This is a genomic window from Collimonas sp. (assembly GCF_039923675.1).
In the GTDB taxonomy this organism is placed as follows: Bacteria; Pseudomonadota; Gammaproteobacteria; order Burkholderiales; family Burkholderiaceae_D; genus Collimonas.
The window spans coordinates 1-17,872 of record NZ_JBDTCG010000045.1 but is presented as its reverse complement, the minus strand read 5'-3'; the positions used below and the strand labels follow the sequence as shown (position 1 = coordinate 17,872).

The following is a 17,872-nucleotide window of genomic DNA, read 5'->3' as shown; positions in this document are numbered from 1 at the left end:
TCTGGGGCCAGCGCTTGAAACCTGGCGCGCGAGCCAACCTGGCGCTGATCGCGCGTACCATTTCCGCCTCTGAAACCGTCAACATGCTGGTGCGGGAAGAAGACTACGAGAGCGCCGCGCGCCAGTGCGGCAATGCAGTCAAGCTAATCGTCCAGCCCATCGATGATTTGTGGATGCGCGATACCGGCCCTGTATTCGTTAAAAGCCGGCAGGGCGGAATGGCCGCGGTCAACTTCAATTTCAACGGCTGGGGCGGGAAGCAGGATTATGATGACGATGCGCTGGTTGCCGATGTTGTCGGCCAGCGCGCAGCGGTGAAGATGTTGCGCAGTACGCTGGTGCTGGAGGGCGGCGGTATCGAAGTCGACGGCCAGGGCACGGCTATCATCACCGAAAGCTGCGTGCTGAACCCTAACCGCAACCCTGGCGTCAGCAAGGCGCAATGCGAAGCCGAACTGCGGCGTCTGCTCGGCATCGAGAAAATCATCTGGCTGCCGGGAATAGCCGGCCACGACATCACTGATGGACATACCGATTTCTATGCCCGTTTTTGCCGTCCGGGCGTGGTGGTTGCAGGTTATGAAGCGGATCAGGCGTCGGCGGAACGGGCAGTGACGCAACGCCACCTGGATATTTTGCGCAAGGCTAGCGACGCCCGTGGCCGCGCCTTGCAAGTGGTCACGCTGCCAGGGCCGGACAAGGTACGCAGCCAGTATGAAAACAAGGATTTTGCTGCCGGCTATATCAATTTCTATGTCTGTAACGGCGCGGTGATCTGCCCTGAATTCGGCGACAGCAAGAGCGACCGCAACACCAGATCCATCTTGCGCGAGCTGTTTCCCAAACGCGAGATTATCCAGCTGAACATCGATGCCATTGCGGCGGGCGGTGGCGGCATACACTGCACCACCCAGCAACAGCCGGCATGAGCGGGCGTCGATAACTCATCTGCCCTTGCAGCAAGCGTTGGAGATTTGTTTGCCTGTTGATACGGCGCTTGCAAAATCCGTATCGGACATTTTTGTGCCGACATTGCGTCGCAGCTGTTGTTCCGACAGAACGCTATTTCTCGCGTCCGCCTCGGCGACTTTGTAGGCGAGCGACAGTTTGGCATCGCGCGGCAGCAATTCGCCGGCGTCGTAGACTTGCGCAAGCAGGGCCAGGGCAAATGGCTCCCCCTGGCCGGCCGCGGATTTCAGCTCTGTGACGGCTTCGGTTTTCCAATGTTGTACAACCGGATCGTCGGCATTTTTTGCCAGGTCGGTATCACGGCCGTAGGGGCCTTCCATGAAATAATCAATCTGTGCCTCCACTTTCCCTGCGCGCGCGGCAAGCGCCAGGAAGGACAGCCGTTCCTGGAGCTGTGCGGAATTGACGCCTGCGCACACTGCTAATAATTTTTTGCGCTCGCTTAGAAATTGCGCGAGTCCGGCCGGGCTGTTGTAGGCAGGGGCGGGCTCGTCATTGTTGGCGCACAGCGATGCCGCCTGATAAACGTTGTAGGCTGCGTCTTTGTCGCCGGTCCTTGCCAGGCTATTCCATTTGGCGATGTAGTCCGCCGCCGTCATTCCGCCCAGATCTATCTGGCGGCCGTTGCGGCCATACACGGTGTCAGCCTGGAGACCAGGCGCAGCGTCGCTGATACCCTCAGTGGGGTTGCCCGGCCCGAACGGCGATGTCAATTCGCCGCCGGGGCGGGATTGCCTGACAACCTGAACCTGGCTTTCGGTTGGCGCGCCCAACGATTCACCGGAAATCCCTGTCGATGACAGATACGCTCCAACGCATGCTCCGGCCACTGCAACCAGCAGCGGATAACGAATGGTTGGGCTCATAGTTCAGGCATCACCCATCAAACAAGCGACAATCAATTCCACAAATAGCAGTAAGCCTCGCTGGCTTCCAGATTATTGCCCTCGTCGCCATTTGCCAGCAATTTTTTGATGAAGCCGTTCGGCTGCGCGCTGGTTGGTGTGACGTTGCAGTTGTCATGGACCCAGTGAATGCCATAGCCGCTGCTATACAGCTGGCCGCACATTTCCACTTTATCGCCCAGCTTGAACGCCGCCAATGACTTCGGTATCGAGGTGGAATTCTTTTGATAATCCGCTGCGTACACGTTGTCGATGGCAACGTCGTAAGTCCGGTCGTCGGTATCTGCCTTGACGGTGATATGGGTATGCGAAAGCTTGACGCCCTTGAGTGCCTTGCCATCCGCAAATGTCGGTTTGCCGTTGACGGTACCGCTGAGATAACTGCCTGCGGCGGCGTCGCAATCGGATTGGCCATCGGCGATGGCGTACATCGCCTGAGTCATCAGGCATAGGGAAACCAGCAATTTTTTCATTTACCTTTTCTCCTTCGTATTTCTACAGGGTTCAACGGTTAGTAAAGCGGATAGTGTTTTTTTGCAACTACGCACCAAAAAACGCATAGTGGCTGCTTATAAAAATAACACTAACTTATTACTAAATGATGACTTGTGGAAATATTTTCATAGTCAAATGTGCACAAAATCTATCAAATGTGCACTGAAAAAAACAGAGTCGTCCGGAGCAATATCAGGTTGCAAGGTGAGTTCGGGAATGGCCTCAACCTCTTTGAATGTCAAACGGCGATAGGTTCAAGCTGATGAGCGCCGGCGGCTTCCTCCTCGTCATGTGACAGGGATGCCGGATTCTGGCCGTTGCTGTATTGCCGCGGCGAACAGCCCATGACGAGGCCACCGATCATTTCGGTTTTCTCGGCTTCGTCTTTGGACTGGACTGCCAGGCTTCAAGCGTGCTGACGCAGGAACGGCTGGGATGGTTGCCGAAGCAGCCCGGCCTGATTGCCGATCTCGATCAGGCGCACTATTTCGCAAGCTGAGAAAAACCGGCGAGGCAGGGTATCCTAGCGTCATGGACTCCCTGATCGCCGCCGCCGCGCGCGCGCTCGCCGCCGGCGATGCGCTCGGCGCCCTCAAACGCGTCGCCTTGCGCGACGACCCGCCGGCGCTCGCCTTGCGCGGTATCGCCATGGCGCAGCTTGGCGAGCATCCGCGCGCCCGCGAGCTATTACGGCGCGCCGCTCGCGGCTTCGGCGTTCACGAAGAGCTGGCGCGTGCGCGCTGCGTTGTTGCCGAGGCCGAGGTGGCGCTGGCCATGCGCGATTTCGGCGGCACGCCGCGCTCGCTGGCGGCCGCGGCAGCCACGCTCGAAGCGCGCGCCGATCACGCCAACGCGTTGCAGGCGCGGCTGATCGCGGTGCGCCGCTTATTGCTGCTCGGCCGCCTCGACGAGGCCACGACAGCGCTGGCGCAGCTTGAACCACGTGACCTGCCACCGTCGTTCGCGGCGCTGGCCGAGTTGACCACGGCCGAACTGGCGCTGCGTTCGCTGCACATCGGTCCGGCGCAGGCGGCGCTTGCCCGCGCGCAGCGGGCAGCCGAGCGCGCAAGCGTGCCGGCGCTCCTGGCCGAGGTGGCGGAGCTGCAAGCTGCGCTTGATCGTCCCGCGGCCCGGCGTCTCTCTGCCGAGGGCGAACAGGTGCTGCGTCTGGTCGAGGTTGCGGCGCTGCTGGACTCGGGTGCGCTGGTGGTTGACGCTTGCCGTCGTGGACTACGCGCCGGCGCCACGTGGCAGCCGCTGGCGCGCCGGCCAGTGCTGTTCGCGCTGGCGCGTGCGCTGGCCGAGGCGTGGCCCGGCGACGTCGATCGGCCCGCCTTGATCGCCCGCGCATTCGGCGTGCGTCGTCCCAACGAGACGCACCGGGCGCGCCTGCGGGTCGAAATCGGCCGCCTGCGCGCGCTGGTCGCAACGCTGGCGCAGATAGAAGCCACCACAGGCGGTTTTGTCATCAAACCGCACGACGCCCGCAGCATTGTCGTGCTAGCGCCGCCTATCGAAGGCGATCAGGCCTCACTGGTGGCGTTGCTCGCCGATGGCGCGGCCTGGTCGACCTCGGCCCTGGCGCTGGCCCTGGGGGCCAGCCAGCGCACCGTCCAGCGCGCACTGGCCGAGCTCGAAACCGCCGGTCGGGTGCGGGTGATCGGCCAGGCGCGGGCGCGCCGCTGGCTGTCGCCGCCGCTGACAGGATTCACGACAATCTTGTTACTCCCCGCTGCGCTGCCGTTCGCATAGAATTGTCTTACGGCGCCGTTCCGAGCTGCGCCGCAAGGAGCAGGCGATGACCAGCAAGACAGCAAAAGAGCAATACCAGCCAGTACCGCAGGCAGCTGAAATCGTGCGCGAGTACGGCCCCATTGCCGACCGCGTGAACGGCGTCACCTACGACGGCCACCGCGTCTGGGCCGCCACCGGGGCCAGGCTGCTCGCCTTCGATCCCGCCAGCGGCCAGGAAATCCGCACGCTGGAACGCGCCTGCGACGCTGGCACCGCCTTCGACGGCACTTATCTCTACCAGATTACCGAGGCGCGCATCGACAAGATCGATCCCGCCAGCGGCGACGTGGTGGCCTCGATTCCGGCGCCTGGCCACGGCTACGACTCAGGACTCACCTGGGCTGAGGGCAGCCTGTGGGTGGGAGAGTACCGCGACCGCAAGATCCACCAGATCGATCCCGCAACCGGCGCGCTCATCCGCACTATCGAATCCAACCGTTTCGTCACCGGCGTGACCTGGGTCGACGGCGAACTGTGGCATGGCACCTGGGAAGGCGAAGAAAGCGAGATCTGCCGCATCAACCCGGTTAGCGGCACCGTGCTCGAACGGCTGGAAATGCCACCCGGCACCGGCGTCAGCGGGCTCGAATCCGACGGCGCAGACCTCTTTTACTGCGGCGGCGGCGCGAGCGGCAAGGTGCGCGTCGTGCGTCGTCCGAAACGCGTAGCAGCCTGATCGCAAGCCGCCCGGCCGCCAACAGAGCGGCCGGCCTTGGCATCGTCTAAGCCGACGCCCGAGGCATTCTAGAAGTTATCACTAGCTTATCAATACAAAGACCGTATTCAACCCGGTGGGCGGGCTGCCGCCGCTATGCAACGCAACCAAGGAGTATCAATCATGACCAAGCATGCAATCGCAACACGTGAAGAATGGCTTGCAGCCCGGCTCGGGCTGCTGGCCGCAGAGAAGGAACTGACGCGGCGCGGCGATGAGCTGGCGCAGCGGCGGCAGGCGTTGCCGTGGGTCCGCATCGACAAGGAATACCGTTTCGAGACCGATGAAGGCAGCGCCACGCTGGCAGATCTTTTCAAAGGGAGCTCGCAACTGTTGGTGTATCACTTCATGTTCGGGCCCGACTACACGGCGGGCTGCCCGTCCTGCTCCGCGATCGCCGACGGTTTCAACGGCGTCGTCGCCCACCTGGCGAATCACGACGTCATGTTTGCCGCGGTGTCGCGCGCGCCGCTGGCGAAGCTGCAGGCCTACAAGCAGCGCATGGGATGGGGCTTTCCCTGGGCGTCCTCGCTCGGCAGCGATTTCAACTTCGATGTCAACGTCTCGATCACCGAACAGCAACAGCTCGCCGGCGGCGTCGAATACAACTACCAGCGCGGCGGCCACGCGATGGATGCGGCAAGTTTCCCGGAACCGGTCACCCAGCAGGCGGCCATGACCGGCACCGACGCCGCCACTTACACGCGCGACCGGCCCGGCATGAGCGCGTTCGTGCTAGAGGACGGGGTGGTCTATCACAGCTACTCTGCTTATGCGCGTGGACTGGACGGCCTGTGGGGCATGTACCAATGGCTAGACCGCGCTCCCAAGGGACGCAACGAAACGGGTGTCTGGTGGCGGCGCCATGACGAGTACCCGCAGCACAAGCTGGGCTAAGCCAGGTCATGGCTATTGATGGCGTCAGCGCGAGTCGGGAAACCACGCGAAGCCAGGTTTCCCGCCAAACCTTCTTCGGCCTCTCGGCGTTACTGTTCGCCGTCAGCGCGACCCTGACGATCGTCTGCTGCGCATCCATGTCGGCGATGGGCGAGATGCCGATGCCCGGCGGCTGGGGCTTGTCGATGGTCTGGGTGCGGATGTGCGGGCAGACCTGGCCCGGCGTAGCGGCGTCATTCCTCGGCATGTGGGCCGTGATGATGGCGGCGATGATGCTGCCGTCCTTTGCGCCAATCTTATGGCGCTGTGGTCAAGCCCTCAGCAGAACAGGCGAGACAAGGCCCGGTCAGCTGACCGCGTTGGTGGCGCTGGGATATTTTTTCGTCTGGATCGTGTTAGGCATGGCCGTCTTTATACTGGGCGTTGCGCTGGCGGCGCTAGAGATACAGCTGCCGGCGCTGGCGCGCCCCGTTCCGGTCGTGGCCGGCGTGGTCGTGCTGATCGGGGGTTTACTCCAGTTCACTGCTTGGAAGGCGCATCACCTTGTCTGCTGCCGGCAGGTCCCGGGGTGCGCTCGGAGGCTATCCGTAGGCGCCGGGAACGCTTGGCGTCATGGCTTGCGCCACGGCCTCCACTGCAGCTACTGCTGTGTCGGTCTGACGGCGATTCTCTTCGCCATCGGGGTCATGGACCTGCGTGTGATGGTTGCCGTAACGGCAGCCATCACCGCCGAACGTCTCGCACCGGCCGGTGAGCGCGTCGCGCGCACCATCGGGTTTGTGGCGGTCGGGACAGGGTTGTACTTGATCATGCGTGCAGCAGGGCTCTGATGATGCATCTGAGTTCACCCGGTTTTTGCCGGATCTGGCGTCAGTAATTACATGACGTGTTTGCCGTTGATCTGAACGCCTTGCGGGCCGAAGGTCGATTCCAGCGACAAATGCTTGCCGTCGTCCTTGACAAAGCCTTTGTCGACAAGCATCTTCAGCTGATTTTCTTTCATTTGCCGCTGTGTGCTTTGCAATTGCAGTGCTTCCGGAGTCGTATTTTTCTTGTCAGATGCATTCAGGAACACATCGCGCGCGACATTCAGCGATCCTTTGCCGGAAAAACGCTCCTTCAGCAATGCCATGACATTGTCGCCGCCCAGCGCCTCAACCGGAAAATCCTTGCCTTCCAGGTGGGCTTCCAATGTTCCGGCAACGTCGCCGTTCGGAGTCTTCAAGCTAAACCGGTCGACCTTGACACCGGGAGAGCTGGTGATGAAACCGCCAGCCTGTTTCATCAAGGCGCTCACGTAGGCTTTTTGCTTGCTCAACTGCGCATTGATGTCTGCATCTGCCGTAGCAGCGGCCGGTGCTTTCGACGCTTCTAGGTAAAACGCCTTGGACGCAGCCTGCAACTTCAACAACGCCACTTTGTTCAGGTTGAGATAGGAGAAATCGAGGTGAATGTCTTCGGCGTTAAAAGCGCCGGTGTCGCCGAAAGTGCTCTTGTCGATCTTGGTCTGGTATACCAGATCGAGGTTTTCACCATGGTCCCTCGCATTGGTGTCCATCGCCAGGTTCTGCAACTGCAGGTAAGTGGCGCCATTTTTTGTGACCTTGATATTGTCCAGCTGGATATGGCCTTGTTGCTTCCAGGTGTCGGTTGCCGTTTTCTCGTCTGTATAGCTGCAGTTGACGTTGAGGTTGACCAGGTTGATGTTGATCAGGCCGGCGACAGTAGTGGCCGTCAGCGAGGGAACGGAGATCTCATATTGCAATTTCCCACCGGCTTTGCCGCTGACCTTGAGTGCGAGCTGCTTCCCGACGATGTGCAGGTCTTCCTTGTTTTTCCAGTCGACGTCCGCTGCCGACAATTTGCTGGAAAATCCCCCGAAGAACAGTCTGTCTGTACTGGCGTCGATATTGAATGGCAGCGGGGCGGAGACGCCCTTGTCGTCCAGCATGGCGATGGTATGCGTGACCTTGGCCCAACGATACAACGGGATCGCGAATTGATTGATGTGATTATCGACCACCAGATGGATCGGCTGCGCCGCCGAAAAAACGGTGTAGTCGATCTTTGCGGTCGAAGAAAACCAGCCGCGCTGGAACGATTCCAGTTTTGCAGTGACAGGAAAAGAAGAGCTGGTCAATGCATCCTCGGTATTCTTGCTCATCTCCGTTTCGGCTTTTATGCCGACCAGGCCGGGAACGACTGCAATCCAGGCAACGACCAGTGCGGCGCTGACGGCGATGGCTAATTGGGAGCGTTTCATGTTTTCTTCATCGAAATTAGGTAAATGTTAATATTAACTTAAGTGTTGCATTGTGGTAAATAATTTCTTTTGGGTTAATAATGAATCGCAGGAAAAATTGGAGAAACAGAGAATGATCGTTCTTGGAGGTAGCGCTTCATTTCTGGCAGCTCAGAAGCTTAACGATATAGACTGGCTTTGCGGTGGCCGCTCGCGGAATGGTCTTCAGTGACCAGTCTGGCGATTGGCTCGAAGCTATTGACATTAAAGTTTCAGATTTCGAGGGTGCGCAAGAGTCTTCTCTTCAGCGCAGGGTTTTACTTTGGAGAGTAAAAAATGAATCCCAAGGTTGATATGTACGTCAGCAAGGCAAAAAAATGGCGGGAAGAATATGAGAAACTCAGGCTGATCGTTCTTGACTGCCAGCTGACCGAAGAATTGAAGTGGGGCGTTCCTTGCTACGCACTTGAAAAAAGAAACATCGTTCTGATACACGGATTCAAAGAGTACTGCGCGCTCCTTTTTTTCAAAGGCGCCTTGTTAAAGGATGCCAAGGGCATTCTCATCACGCAAACGGAGAATGTACAGGCGGCGCGCCAGATACGGTTCACCAATGTGCAGGAAATAGTAAAAATGCAGGCCGTCTTGAAATCCTATATTCGTGAAGCCATTGCGGTGGAAAAAGCGGGTTTGCAAGTGCCTTTTAAAGAGACGGCGGAATTCACGATTCCTGAAGAGTTTCAACATAAGTTGAATGAAATCCCTGCCTTGAAAACCGCTTTTGATGCGCTGACGCCGGGACGGCAACGGGCTTACCTTCTTCATTTTTCCGCAGCCAAGCAATCCAAAACCCGGGAGTCGAGAGTTGAAAAGAGTGTGCAGAAAATTCTCGATGGTAAGGGATTGGATGATCAATAGATTCGATGAGAAAATAAATCGAAGGTGTAAATGGGTTTGTGTAAACGGCTATTTGGCAAAACATTCCCTCGTTGAGGGACGGGCCATAGGGGTGACCCGGCCGCTTTCAACGTTGGGTATCACGAAAATCTTCATACGGACACTTTATGTCTTCCCGAACCGCGTCCTGCTCATGTGGTCAGCTTCGCATTGAAGTCAATGGCGAGCCCCGTGGGGTAGGCATTTGCAACTGCCTGGCGTGCCAGCGCAGAACCGGTAGCGTCTTCGCGGCATTGGCAGGTTTCACAGCGCCATACAGCGTAATCGGAACAGCTACGGAATACGTCCGCACCGGAGACAACGGCGCGCAGTTCGTGTTCAGGTTTTGTCCTGTCTGCGGCACAACTGTTTTTCACACAGAGGTCGGTTATGACGGCTCCGTTAGCGTAGCCGTGGGAGCGTTCGCGGATCCGGATTTTCCGGCACCCACGGTCTCGGTCTACGATTGCCGCAGGCATCCTTGGGTTCAACTTCCACCCGGCACGCTGGCCTACGACAAAGATCCCGTTTGATCTGGAAACCAACTATGTCGTCAGACGCAATCTGTCCGATCAAATCTGAGCTGCTACATTTTATAAATGGATCAGTAGTGTCCGGTTAAAAAGTGAATAAATTCAATTGGTTAGCGCCAAGCGGTGTTTCTGGGACAGGTTGATCGGTCTGCAAGGCGCATGAAATCTGGGTTTTCTCAAATACAGAGACGGAAAGAATCTGTAGCAATGTGTAGAGAGAGGCATTCCACCGAAGACCCAGGTTTTCCTGGGCGATATACACATCTCTGATCAATCCGGCGATTTCGCAAAACGCGGAGTCACCCGCCTCTTAGTCTCAGCACCAAATGCAGGGTCGATTCTTTTTGGATATTGTAGTCCGACAAAGTCCTGCCATCCTCCAACTGCTTGCCGGCAAAAATGAGGCGTTGCTGGTCGGGTGGAATACCTTCTTTATCCTGGATTTTGGCCTTGACGTTTTCTATCGAGTCTGACGGCTCGACTTCGAGCGTGATGGTTTTTCCCGTCAGGGTTTTTGTGAAAATTTGCATCGCAACTGCGTGCTGACTAAATAGTAGCGTTATAGCTATGAGTATGATCGTTGAAATAGAACGTGAAAAATAGCGTGTTTTCTGTAGGAGTTTCATATCTGGCCTCAAAAAATATTTGATCGTTAATGAAATGTTCTAATCGATCATCGGAGTTTGTCAATCAAGGTACTACACCCAAGCCAGCCGGCAAGCTGCCTAAGCTACCTAAGCTGGCATTGCCGAAGTCACTGAGCAACGTACGGATTCCCGTAGTTGGATTGACTGAATAAAGGGCACCTGACTGGTTGGTTCCTGCATCACCATCTTGTACTAGAATCCCATCTCGACCAGTGCTTTGTGCCTGCCATGTCAACGCGCCAGTCGGTTCAAAACCAGAAGCAATCGGGCCTTGCAATGAATTGCCGAAATCACTGATGATGGTACGGTAACCGGTCGTGACAGAAACCTTTACAAGCTCTCCTTTGCTGTTGCTTCCGGCCTTGGCATCGAGTACAAAAATGTTCCCTGCCTGCGAAGACCAGGCAGGCGCTACAACGATGCTATTAGGTCCACTTAAAGGATTGCTATCGACAGGCCCTTGCACAGAGTTACCAAAATCGCTCAGCAATGTTCTTACTCCTGTCACTGGATTGACTACAAATACGCCGCCGAGTAAATTGGTTCCGGCTGAAGCGTCAGCGACGACAATACTATTGCCCAGCAAGCCTAACAATCCAGGTTTCCATGAGATGCTATCTGGATAAACGCCGAGTGCCCCCTGATTACTGTTGCCGAAATCGGATATCAGCGAACGATATCCATTGACCCCATCAACCTGAAATATTGCACCTTGTCCGTTTGTTCCGGCAAAGGCATCAATCACGTAAATGGTGGGAAAGCTGTCAATGAGCCCTCCCTGTGCCAATACGCCAATCGGATAATCACCTAACGGCCCCTCGGCAGAATTACCAAAATCACTCAATAGTGTTCTTGTTCCAGTCAGTGGATCGACTTTGAAGAGCGCACCTCTCCCCCCTGTGCCAGCACTGCCATCGCTGACTAATATACCTGCACTCGGGCCAAGCAGAGTTGCGGGTAGCCATGTGACAGCATTAGGATCAATACCTAGTGGGCCTGAACTACTTAAACCAAAATCTGAAAGCACTGAACGCTGCCCCGACTGCGGATTAATGACAAACAATTGGCCGTCAGCTGCTGTACCCGCTGTAGAGTCAATACTAAGGATGCTTCCGTTATTGAGCCCGTTTGCGGATACCTGTACGGAACATAACAATGATATGGAAAGAAAACAGCAATTTATCGTAGTACCCAGAACACGCTTTAAGTTATTTTTCACAACGTCACCCCCTGAAAGAGGACACACAGAGAAGTCGGCAAATTAGTGATCTCTTTATCACGTCATTTGGTTAAGGCCAGCTTTAAAACTATCGTTTTGAGGTTTTTTCATGCAAGCAGTGGTATTGCACGACTGCTTGCATGAAAAATATTTGCTTGTGAAATGAAATCTGCTTAAGTTGGTAATCTGATACGTAAAAATTCCCACGCAACTGAGTTATGAAAGACGTCTGTCTCATCCCATCCGGATTATAATAGTTCCACATGGAAATATGGTGGGACAGCCAATTTTTGCAATAAAAATTTCCTGTCCGATAAAAAATAATCTCAATTTAATGAAATATGTGGTTTCCAACGTTAATTTGGACGTTGATCCAACCGATGCGCGGCTCTAAATAGGTAATCGGAGATATGCCTGGGCTGGACGGCAGCCTTTGCAAGGCCGGCGCGACGACGAGCGCCTGACGGCTGCGAGATCACTTACCTCGGAGGAGGACTCAATCTTGCGGGTATCAAGGAAGTCTTTACTTGCGACATGGTGGGTTACGCGGTAGGCGCGCGCATGATCCAGGGACTGACGGCGCGGGCGTTGTGGCGGGCGGTTCGTAGCAAGCGGCCGGGTCGGTATATCGGGCGGGGTGATGCCGGGGTACACAATCGAACCTGGGCGCAATCCGGCTAGCGCGGAAAACGGATCAATATCCGATTCGTCGGCGGTGCTATATTACTTGCTCTGCAATTTCTCGACAATTATCGACACTGGTGCCCACGCGGCACCGGACCATCGACGCCAATTGAAAGGATCTCCAGCCATGTCCAAGCTCTGCGTCCGCGCTTTTTCCCTCTCCCTTGACGGCTACGGCGCCGGTCCCGGCCAAAATCTTGAAAACCCGCTAGGCGTCGGCGGCAAGGCGCTGCACGAATGGGCCTTCTCCACCCGCACGTTCCAGCGCATGTTTGGCAATGACGGCGGCGTGGCCGGCATCGACGACGATTTTGCCGTGCGCAGTTTTGACAACGTGGGCGCCTGGATCATGGGACGCAATATGTTCGGCCCGATAAGAGGCGCCTGGCTCGACGACAGCTGGAAGGGCTGGTGGGGCGACAATCCGTCTTACCACGCCCCGGTCTTCATACTGACCAACCATGCCCGGCCATCGATCACAATGGAGGGTGGCACCGTATTCCATTTCGTCACCGACGGCATCCACGCAGCGCTGCAGCGCGCCACCGAAGCTGCCGGCGGCAAGGATGTCCGCATCGGCGGCGGCGTCGCCACGGTCCGGCAATATCTTCAGGCGGGGCTGGTCGATGAACTGCATCTTGCCGTCTCACCGGTTCTGCTGGGTACAGGGGAGAACCTGTTTGCCGGCATCGATATGCTGAAGCTGGGCTATCGGTGCGCTGAGCATGTTCCGACGGCGAAGGCTACGCACGTGGTCCTGAGCAAACGAAGCTGAGCTAGGTCCGCTGGCTTCGGCTTGCCCGAATCCCGCGCCAGGAAGAGGGGGCGACGCAGATTACGCTTGAAGGCGAACCCCTTATTTTCCCGCCATTTTTTCCCGCCAGCGCGAAAATTCAGAAGGACGTAATCCATAACGCGCCAGCACGCCTTCGTGCAATCGCCGCAATTCTTCGACTATCAATGCCTGTACATTCATCCGATCCGATTTGGCGGCATGCAAGGCGGCGCTTTGTTCAATGATCGCCAGCGCGTCATCGTCGGGGCGTACAACGATGTCGTGTATCGTTTGCTTGATGAGTGTCCGATAAGCGAGGCGAAGCGGGTCCGGCTCGGCAAGCTCTTGTTTGAGGGCCAGGTACTCCTGCGTGGAGCGCTCATAAGCCCACACATACAAGTCGCGCAGCAGTTCGATCCGCGTCATTTCGTAGACGCCGAGGATCGCGCTGCTATACGCTTTTTCCGGCACGTCGAGAAATGTTAGCGGGCACAGATTGGCGCGGATCAATGGCAGGTTTGCGGCCAACCTGGAAACCCGCTTGTTGATGTCCGCGAACGGTTGCAGGTAGGGCACATGGACCATCACAAAGAACGATTGCTCGAACGGGTCTTCGATTTGGCTGGCCTTGTCGAGCAGCATGTCCAGTGCTTCGTCAATCTGTGCGGGCACCGAAAGTGGCCGGTAGACGCTTTGGGATATTTCAACGACGTGCTGGCGTACCCGGCCTTCGTCGGCAGGATTGGGCAGCAGATTTTCCGACAACGCACTGTGCAGATTCAAGATCGTGAAGCGGTTGAAATCAACCGAATCTGCATTCTCTACCAATAGCTCGATCGCGGCCTTGTGGTTCAAGATCATCTGGGTTTCCAGGGCTGCCTTGCCTTGTGCCGCCGTGCCGTGCTCGATCAGCTCGCGGGTGTCCAGCCGTGTATAAGTATTGCCTTCCAGATGGCTCGATGCCCATGACAAGTCGATCAGTAAGCGGTTCAGGATGGCATGGCCGTATGTGCCGGCAGGCAGGCCGCCTTGTCCGGTGTCACCCATTTTTTTCAATTGGCGACGCAGAGGTTCCGGCAAATACCATGTCTTGTTCGGCTCGTAAGCATTCAGAAATTCGGGCTGATATCCGACGGGCTTACGTGCCAGCAATGGCTGGTCTATGTAGGTCAGGATGTCGCGGCTGTCCGGTGAAAGCGGAATCACCTTATAGATCAATTCGCGATTGTGCTCACGGCTGGCGATCATATATCGACCGTCTGCGTACGAAAAATCATCGTCCGCAGATTTTGACGCCGAAGCATCGATATCCGGCGCCGCATGGTAGCGCCGCGCGCGTGCCTGGCCTGCGGCAACGATCTTTTGTTCGTCTACCAGTCGACTGAGCTGCCGTTGCGCTGTCCGCCTCGGCACGTCGGGATGCAATGCCAGGAGCTCTGTCAGGGACAGTCCGCTGACAGAGCTTTGAAGGCTTCGTAGTAACTGATCGGCGGTTTTCATGGAGGACGTAATTGAGGGGTGTTTTGGCGCAATTATGGCGCGATTTTAAGAATCGCGCCATAATTTATTAGAATTATGGCGCGATTTCAATCAAATTTGGCGCCATTCGACAATTATGCGACAGTCGAAGGAGTGGAAATCTATGGTGTATTCCAATGTTTGCCGCATCAGCATAGCGTGATGAGTAGGAAGTCGGGCGCATGCGGCAGGTGCGCATCATGAGCGGAATGGTTTTGAGTATGAGGCGAATAATGAAGTGGCTGAAGATCTGACCGAGCAAACCATCCGGTGCGCAAAGGCGTTTGAAAAGTGCTGCGATTTCGTGATTCGACAGTAGTGCTATTGACGGGAAAATATTTTCTGCGCGTGATCGTGATCGCAAGATTTTCATGATCGGCGATTGCAGAATTTCCAGGCAAAAGAAAAGGGGCCACATTTGCATGTGGCCCCTTAGAATCTTGGCTCCCCGACCTGGACTCGAACCAGGGACCTGCGGATTAACAGTCCTAACGACAAAAGACCGTAAAACGTTACTGGCTATGCCTCTCCGCTTGATTGCCGTCTGATATTATTGCAATTGTGCGGTTTGGATTAGCCCCGGCGCTGTTCTTTTTTAGGTCTTATTTCAGACGGCAACGACCACCTTATTAGGGCTGACAATGCAACGCCAGCGGCCCTTGCAATAGATCTCGGTGGTGGTCACCGAATCATGCGCGCAGAGCACCTGGATCTGTTCCAGCGGCACACCGGACAGCCACATGTCGGTCGCGCCTTTCGCCTTCATGTCGTAGTAGCCCCAGCTCGGCATGGTGGTCAGCGGACCATTGACTTTCTTATGTTCCTTCCGGACTTTCGTCTGTAGGCGCTTGAGCATTGAACTGAGTCCATCGTACGTATACGATTTGAAGTCGCGGCGATGAATCAAGGTCATGCCCACTACCTTATCGGCTTTCACTCGGGCCAGCACCGCGTCGATCTCCGGCGTGATCTCGATATCGACAATAGCACCGGTTTTGCCCTGCTTGGTACGGATGATGCGAATCACCTTGTCGCCGACGTGGCGCTTGGTAATATTGCTATTTGTCCAACCAATAATATCTTCTGGGCGCTGCAAGGTCCGGTACACCAGCTCGGCCAATGCCCAGACCTGTACCGGCGCGCCGGTCAGCGTAGATCGCATCTCGTTATCCTCGACATAGCGCTCGCGCTTGGTTTCCTTGTTGCGCTTGACGCCAATGCAGGGATTCGATTTGACGCCGCCCATTCCCTTGCGGATCATCCAGGTGAAGCAGGCAGATAGACAGGCCTTTTCGCGATTGGCGCGCACGGCGCGGCCCGCTTCCTTCATGGTATCGAGGTATTCGCCGACTGCCGGCGCTTCAACACCTACCGGGTACATTTTCCCGAAGAATCCCTTTAGATAAATAATATTGCCGATGTAATCATCGAGCGTGCGTTGCGCGAGATCGCCAATAGCTACGCGCTTACGTGACGCCTTGATGAATTCATCCAGGTAATAAGCGATAGTGCCAAAGCCATCGTCCATCCCATGCGCTATATCAGCCGCCCGCTTCTTGGCTTTTTCAACATCATGGCCAAGATGCTCCCAGTGTTCATCTGGTGCCGGATGGTGATAGTAAAATGCGCCATGCTTGGCATACACGCGGGGTGGCAGATTAAGCGGGTTGTGTTTTCGGGGTCTTCCCATGTCTTCCTCGCAGCATTGCCATTAAACCGTCGCGGTCAGGGATTTGCCCCTGGCGCACTTCTATTTTCCCCGGATCCGGCATTCTCTTGCCGGAAAGCACAGCCTCCGCATGGGATCGTACCACTACTGGCCGGCCGTTCGGCTTGAGGGATACTTCCAGGTGGAGCGCACGCAGGTACCGTACCTGGGCAGCGGGCTGCACCAGGGGTTTACAGAGGTCTGCAATTTCGGCGTCGGTGAGAAACATCATTACCTCGCTTTCAATCCCATAATTTTTTTATTGAACCAACGTCGAATACAGTAGCTCCGCACGATGGATATCGCGGTATAAAACACACCGAGCAAGATGTTCTGCTGCAGGGAGATATGCCAGCCGAAGAACGGGAAAATCAGGAAGTTGGCTGTCATGTTGATGCAGTAGCCAATCATCACGTTTACGACCGCTTCGAACAGCGATCCTTTGCGGGTCTGGGTCATAGCGTCCTTAAAGTATTTGGTTTGTATATAATTTTCGTTTTGTATTGCGTATTAGCAAAAAATATTGTTTCTAACCGCATAGTCCATAGGACGATGAGCAGGCCGTCGGTTCATCCAACTGCTCCAGCAGAGAAAATTGCTTACCTCCACGGGTAGTTCGTGACCACTCGATGACTTGCCAGATGTTTCCGCGCTCGACGGCAGTCCGGGTTTCACCGGGAGCAGGAAAGAAAGTTGACGCTCCGCGTTTGCTTGCAAGTCCGACCAATTTTTCCCAGTTATGGACTTTCCCCATGTGCTCGATGAAGCGGCTGGCGATCTGCCGGATTTCCTCTTTCTTCGCATTGATGCATGGCATGCACCCAACCCGGCTCATACCCTCTAGATATAGAGGATTCGGCTTGATGCCGCGCTTTTGGCAGTATGCGAACACGTCCGGCGCGGTCCAGTCGACCAGCGGTCTATAGGCATACAGGCGCGGCCCGATTACCTCAAATTTCAATGCGTTTTTGCGGTTTTCAGATTCGTCACGCCGAACACCCTGCCAACTCACGACCGTATAACCCTGATCTACCAAGTCAAGTTGATACTCGACAGCCAAGTTACGTTTAAGATGTTCTGTGCAGAACTGGCTCTTTCGAGATGGAAATTTCCCCTTCCAAATGCACAGATCAAGAAACGAATTTCCAGTTGGGTATAGAACCGCAAGAGCCCGGCGCTTTGCTTTGTTGGACCACCGTACTCGATGCCCACCGCCTATTTTTCTTGTTTTCTGGACTGGCGTTCCTTTTTTGTTGAGCACCACGTTGCCAAAACCGTCGCGCTGGGGAACGGGCTTACCATCGGCGTCAAAGACTGGCTCAGTTTTGTATTCCCGCCGCGTGCGCTGATCATTGGCAACAAACTTACGCTTGCGTGCAATTTCCATGTCGAAATTTGCTTTCAGAACCGTGATTTTTACGCCAGTGACGGCCGCAAGGTAGTCGATATAGGTGTACGTGAAATCGTGTTCATTATCGGTGTCGCATGTGATGGCCTCGACGTTTTCCACCCCAAAGCGCTCTATAGCTAGTGCCAAGGTAGCTGCACTATCCTTGCCGCCTGATAGCGAGACGATGTGTTTAATGCTCATGACAAGATTTCCCATGCTGCAGCTGCCACTCGCGGAACTTGTCCATTTCCAAGGGCTTTAAGTCGGTCCACCCGATGGGCCAGCCCATTAACCACTCGACCCACTGCGGGTTCAGCAGGCCACCGCTTGACTCTGATAGGCTTGGACCGTTTTTCCTGTTTCGCTCGTTTTGAGTCATTCCTTTGCCGCTCTTGGAGTCCCTGGCGCAAGGTGTAGGATGTAATTTCACCTGAGCAGATAATTT

18 protein-coding genes and 3 pseudogenes are annotated in these 17,872 nt (G+C 55.9%); 10 read left to right on the top strand and 11 right to left on the bottom strand.

Features of this window, described 5'->3' with window-relative positions; all coding sequences use genetic code 11:
- Window positions 1-929, top strand: a 929-nt coding sequence (locus tag ABI171_RS08895; protein ID WP_348092214.1) for an agmatine deiminase family protein, incomplete at its 5' end; no start/stop codon positions are given.
- A 15-nt stretch (window positions 930-944) separates the two neighbouring features.
- Here the strand turns inward: ABI171_RS08895 and ABI171_RS08890 are convergent.
- Entirely contained in the window at window positions 945-1,835 is an 891-nt protein-coding gene (locus tag ABI171_RS08890; RefSeq protein ID WP_348092213.1) for a hypothetical protein, read from the bottom strand.
- Between the two features lie 32 nt (window positions 1,836-1,867).
- Window positions 1,868-2,347: a hypothetical protein gene (locus tag ABI171_RS08885; RefSeq protein ID WP_348092212.1), complete on the bottom strand. Its 480-nt coding sequence runs from the start codon at window positions 2,345-2,347 to the stop codon at window positions 1,868-1,870.
- Window positions 2,348-2,694: 347 nt separating this feature from the next.
- Here ABI171_RS08885 and ABI171_RS08880 point away from each other — a divergent pair, with 347 nt between their 5' ends.
- The 5 genes from ABI171_RS08880 (at window position 2,695) to ABI171_RS08860 (ending at window position 6,605) form a co-directional block, all read left to right on the top strand.
- A complete protein-coding gene (locus tag ABI171_RS08880; RefSeq protein ID WP_348092211.1) occupies window positions 2,695-2,868 on the top strand; it encodes a hypothetical protein in 174 nt (57 codons plus the stop codon).
- 32 nt (window positions 2,869-2,900) lie between these two features.
- Window positions 2,901-4,121: a helix-turn-helix domain-containing protein gene (locus ABI171_RS08875; RefSeq protein ID WP_348092210.1), complete on the top strand. Its 1,221-nt coding sequence runs from the start codon at window positions 2,901-2,903 to the stop codon at window positions 4,119-4,121.
- A gap of 46 nt (window positions 4,122-4,167) precedes the next feature.
- Window positions 4,168-4,839 (top strand): hypothetical protein, encoded by a 672-nt coding sequence (locus tag ABI171_RS08870; protein WP_348092209.1) that lies wholly within the window; start codon window positions 4,168-4,170, stop codon window positions 4,837-4,839.
- 162 nt (window positions 4,840-5,001) lie between these two features.
- On the top strand, window positions 5,002-5,775 hold the full coding sequence (locus ABI171_RS08865; RefSeq protein ID WP_348092208.1) for a DUF899 domain-containing protein: 774 nt from the start codon (window positions 5,002-5,004) through the stop codon (window positions 5,773-5,775).
- A gap of 8 nt (window positions 5,776-5,783) precedes the next feature.
- Entirely contained in the window at window positions 5,784-6,605 is an 822-nt protein-coding gene (locus ABI171_RS08860) for a DUF2182 domain-containing protein (RefSeq protein WP_348092207.1), read from the top strand.
- Between the two features lie 47 nt (window positions 6,606-6,652).
- Here the strand turns inward: ABI171_RS08860 and ABI171_RS08855 are convergent, their stop codons facing one another.
- The gene (locus tag ABI171_RS08855; protein WP_348092206.1) at window positions 6,653-8,038 is read right to left on the bottom strand and encodes a DUF945 family protein; all 1,386 of its coding nucleotides are present in this window, start codon (window positions 8,036-8,038) and stop codon (window positions 6,653-6,655) included.
- 315 nt (window positions 8,039-8,353) lie between these two features.
- Between ABI171_RS08855 and ABI171_RS08850 the strand changes: the two genes are divergently transcribed.
- Window positions 8,354-8,935 carry a YdeI family protein gene (locus ABI171_RS08850; protein WP_348092205.1) on the top strand — a complete coding sequence of 194 codons (582 nt, stop codon included), beginning with the start codon at window positions 8,354-8,356 and terminating at the stop codon, window positions 8,933-8,935.
- Between the two features lie 146 nt (window positions 8,936-9,081).
- Window positions 9,082-9,486 (top strand): GFA family protein, encoded by a 405-nt coding sequence (locus tag ABI171_RS08845; RefSeq protein ID WP_348092204.1) that lies wholly within the window; start codon window positions 9,082-9,084, stop codon window positions 9,484-9,486.
- Between the two features lie 85 nt (window positions 9,487-9,571).
- Here the strand turns inward: ABI171_RS08845 and ABI171_RS08840 are convergent.
- The 3 genes and pseudogenes from ABI171_RS08840 to ABI171_RS08830 form a co-directional block, all read right to left on the bottom strand.
- Window positions 9,572-9,721, bottom strand: a pseudogene (locus tag ABI171_RS08840) (IS4 family transposase); the annotation flags it as partial.
- Window positions 9,722-9,785: 64 nt separating this feature from the next.
- Window positions 9,786-10,112: a ubiquitin family protein gene (locus ABI171_RS08835; RefSeq protein WP_348092203.1), complete on the bottom strand. Its 327-nt coding sequence runs from the start codon at window positions 10,110-10,112 to the stop codon at window positions 9,786-9,788.
- A 64-nt stretch (window positions 10,113-10,176) separates the two neighbouring features.
- Window positions 10,177-11,352 carry a hypothetical protein gene (locus ABI171_RS08830; RefSeq protein WP_348092202.1) on the bottom strand — a complete coding sequence of 392 codons (1,176 nt, stop codon included), beginning with the start codon at window positions 11,350-11,352 and terminating at the stop codon, window positions 10,177-10,179.
- A 474-nt stretch (window positions 11,353-11,826) separates the two neighbouring features.
- On the opposite strand from ABI171_RS08830, the pseudogene ABI171_RS08825 reads away from it, so the two are divergent.
- Together ABI171_RS08825 and ABI171_RS08820 are read left to right on the top strand one after the other, a co-directional pair.
- Window positions 11,827-11,970 (top strand): annotated as a pseudogene (locus ABI171_RS08825) (IS3 family transposase); the annotation flags it as partial.
- A gap of 193 nt (window positions 11,971-12,163) precedes the next feature.
- Window positions 12,164-12,811 carry a dihydrofolate reductase family protein gene (locus ABI171_RS08820; RefSeq protein ID WP_348092201.1) on the top strand — a complete coding sequence of 216 codons (648 nt, stop codon included), beginning with the start codon at window positions 12,164-12,166 and terminating at the stop codon, window positions 12,809-12,811.
- An 81-nt stretch (window positions 12,812-12,892) separates the two neighbouring features.
- Here ABI171_RS08820 and ABI171_RS08815 read toward each other — a convergent pair whose 3' ends face one another.
- From ABI171_RS08815 to ABI171_RS08795, 5 genes and pseudogenes are all read right to left on the bottom strand, one after another.
- Window positions 12,893-14,311, bottom strand: a complete 1,419-nt coding sequence (locus ABI171_RS08815; RefSeq protein ID WP_348099287.1) for a Fic family protein — start codon at window positions 14,309-14,311, stop codon at window positions 12,893-12,895.
- Between the two features lie 625 nt (window positions 14,312-14,936).
- A complete protein-coding gene (locus tag ABI171_RS08810) occupies window positions 14,937-16,019 on the bottom strand; it encodes a tyrosine-type recombinase/integrase (protein ID WP_348092199.1) in 1,083 nt (360 codons plus the stop codon).
- A 249-nt stretch (window positions 16,020-16,268) separates the two neighbouring features.
- Complete coding sequence (locus tag ABI171_RS08805) at window positions 16,269-16,496, bottom strand: hypothetical protein (RefSeq protein ID WP_348092198.1); 228 nt, start codon at window positions 16,494-16,496, stop codon at window positions 16,269-16,271.
- Window positions 16,497-16,566: 70 nt separating this feature from the next.
- Window positions 16,567-17,628, bottom strand: coding sequence for a phosphoadenosine phosphosulfate reductase family protein (locus ABI171_RS08800; protein WP_348092197.1), 1,062 nt, complete (start codon window positions 17,626-17,628; stop codon window positions 16,567-16,569).
- Window positions 17,618-17,872, bottom strand: a pseudogene (locus ABI171_RS08795) (hypothetical protein); the annotation flags it as partial. The pseudogene ABI171_RS08795 and the gene ABI171_RS08800, both read right to left, overlap by 11 nt.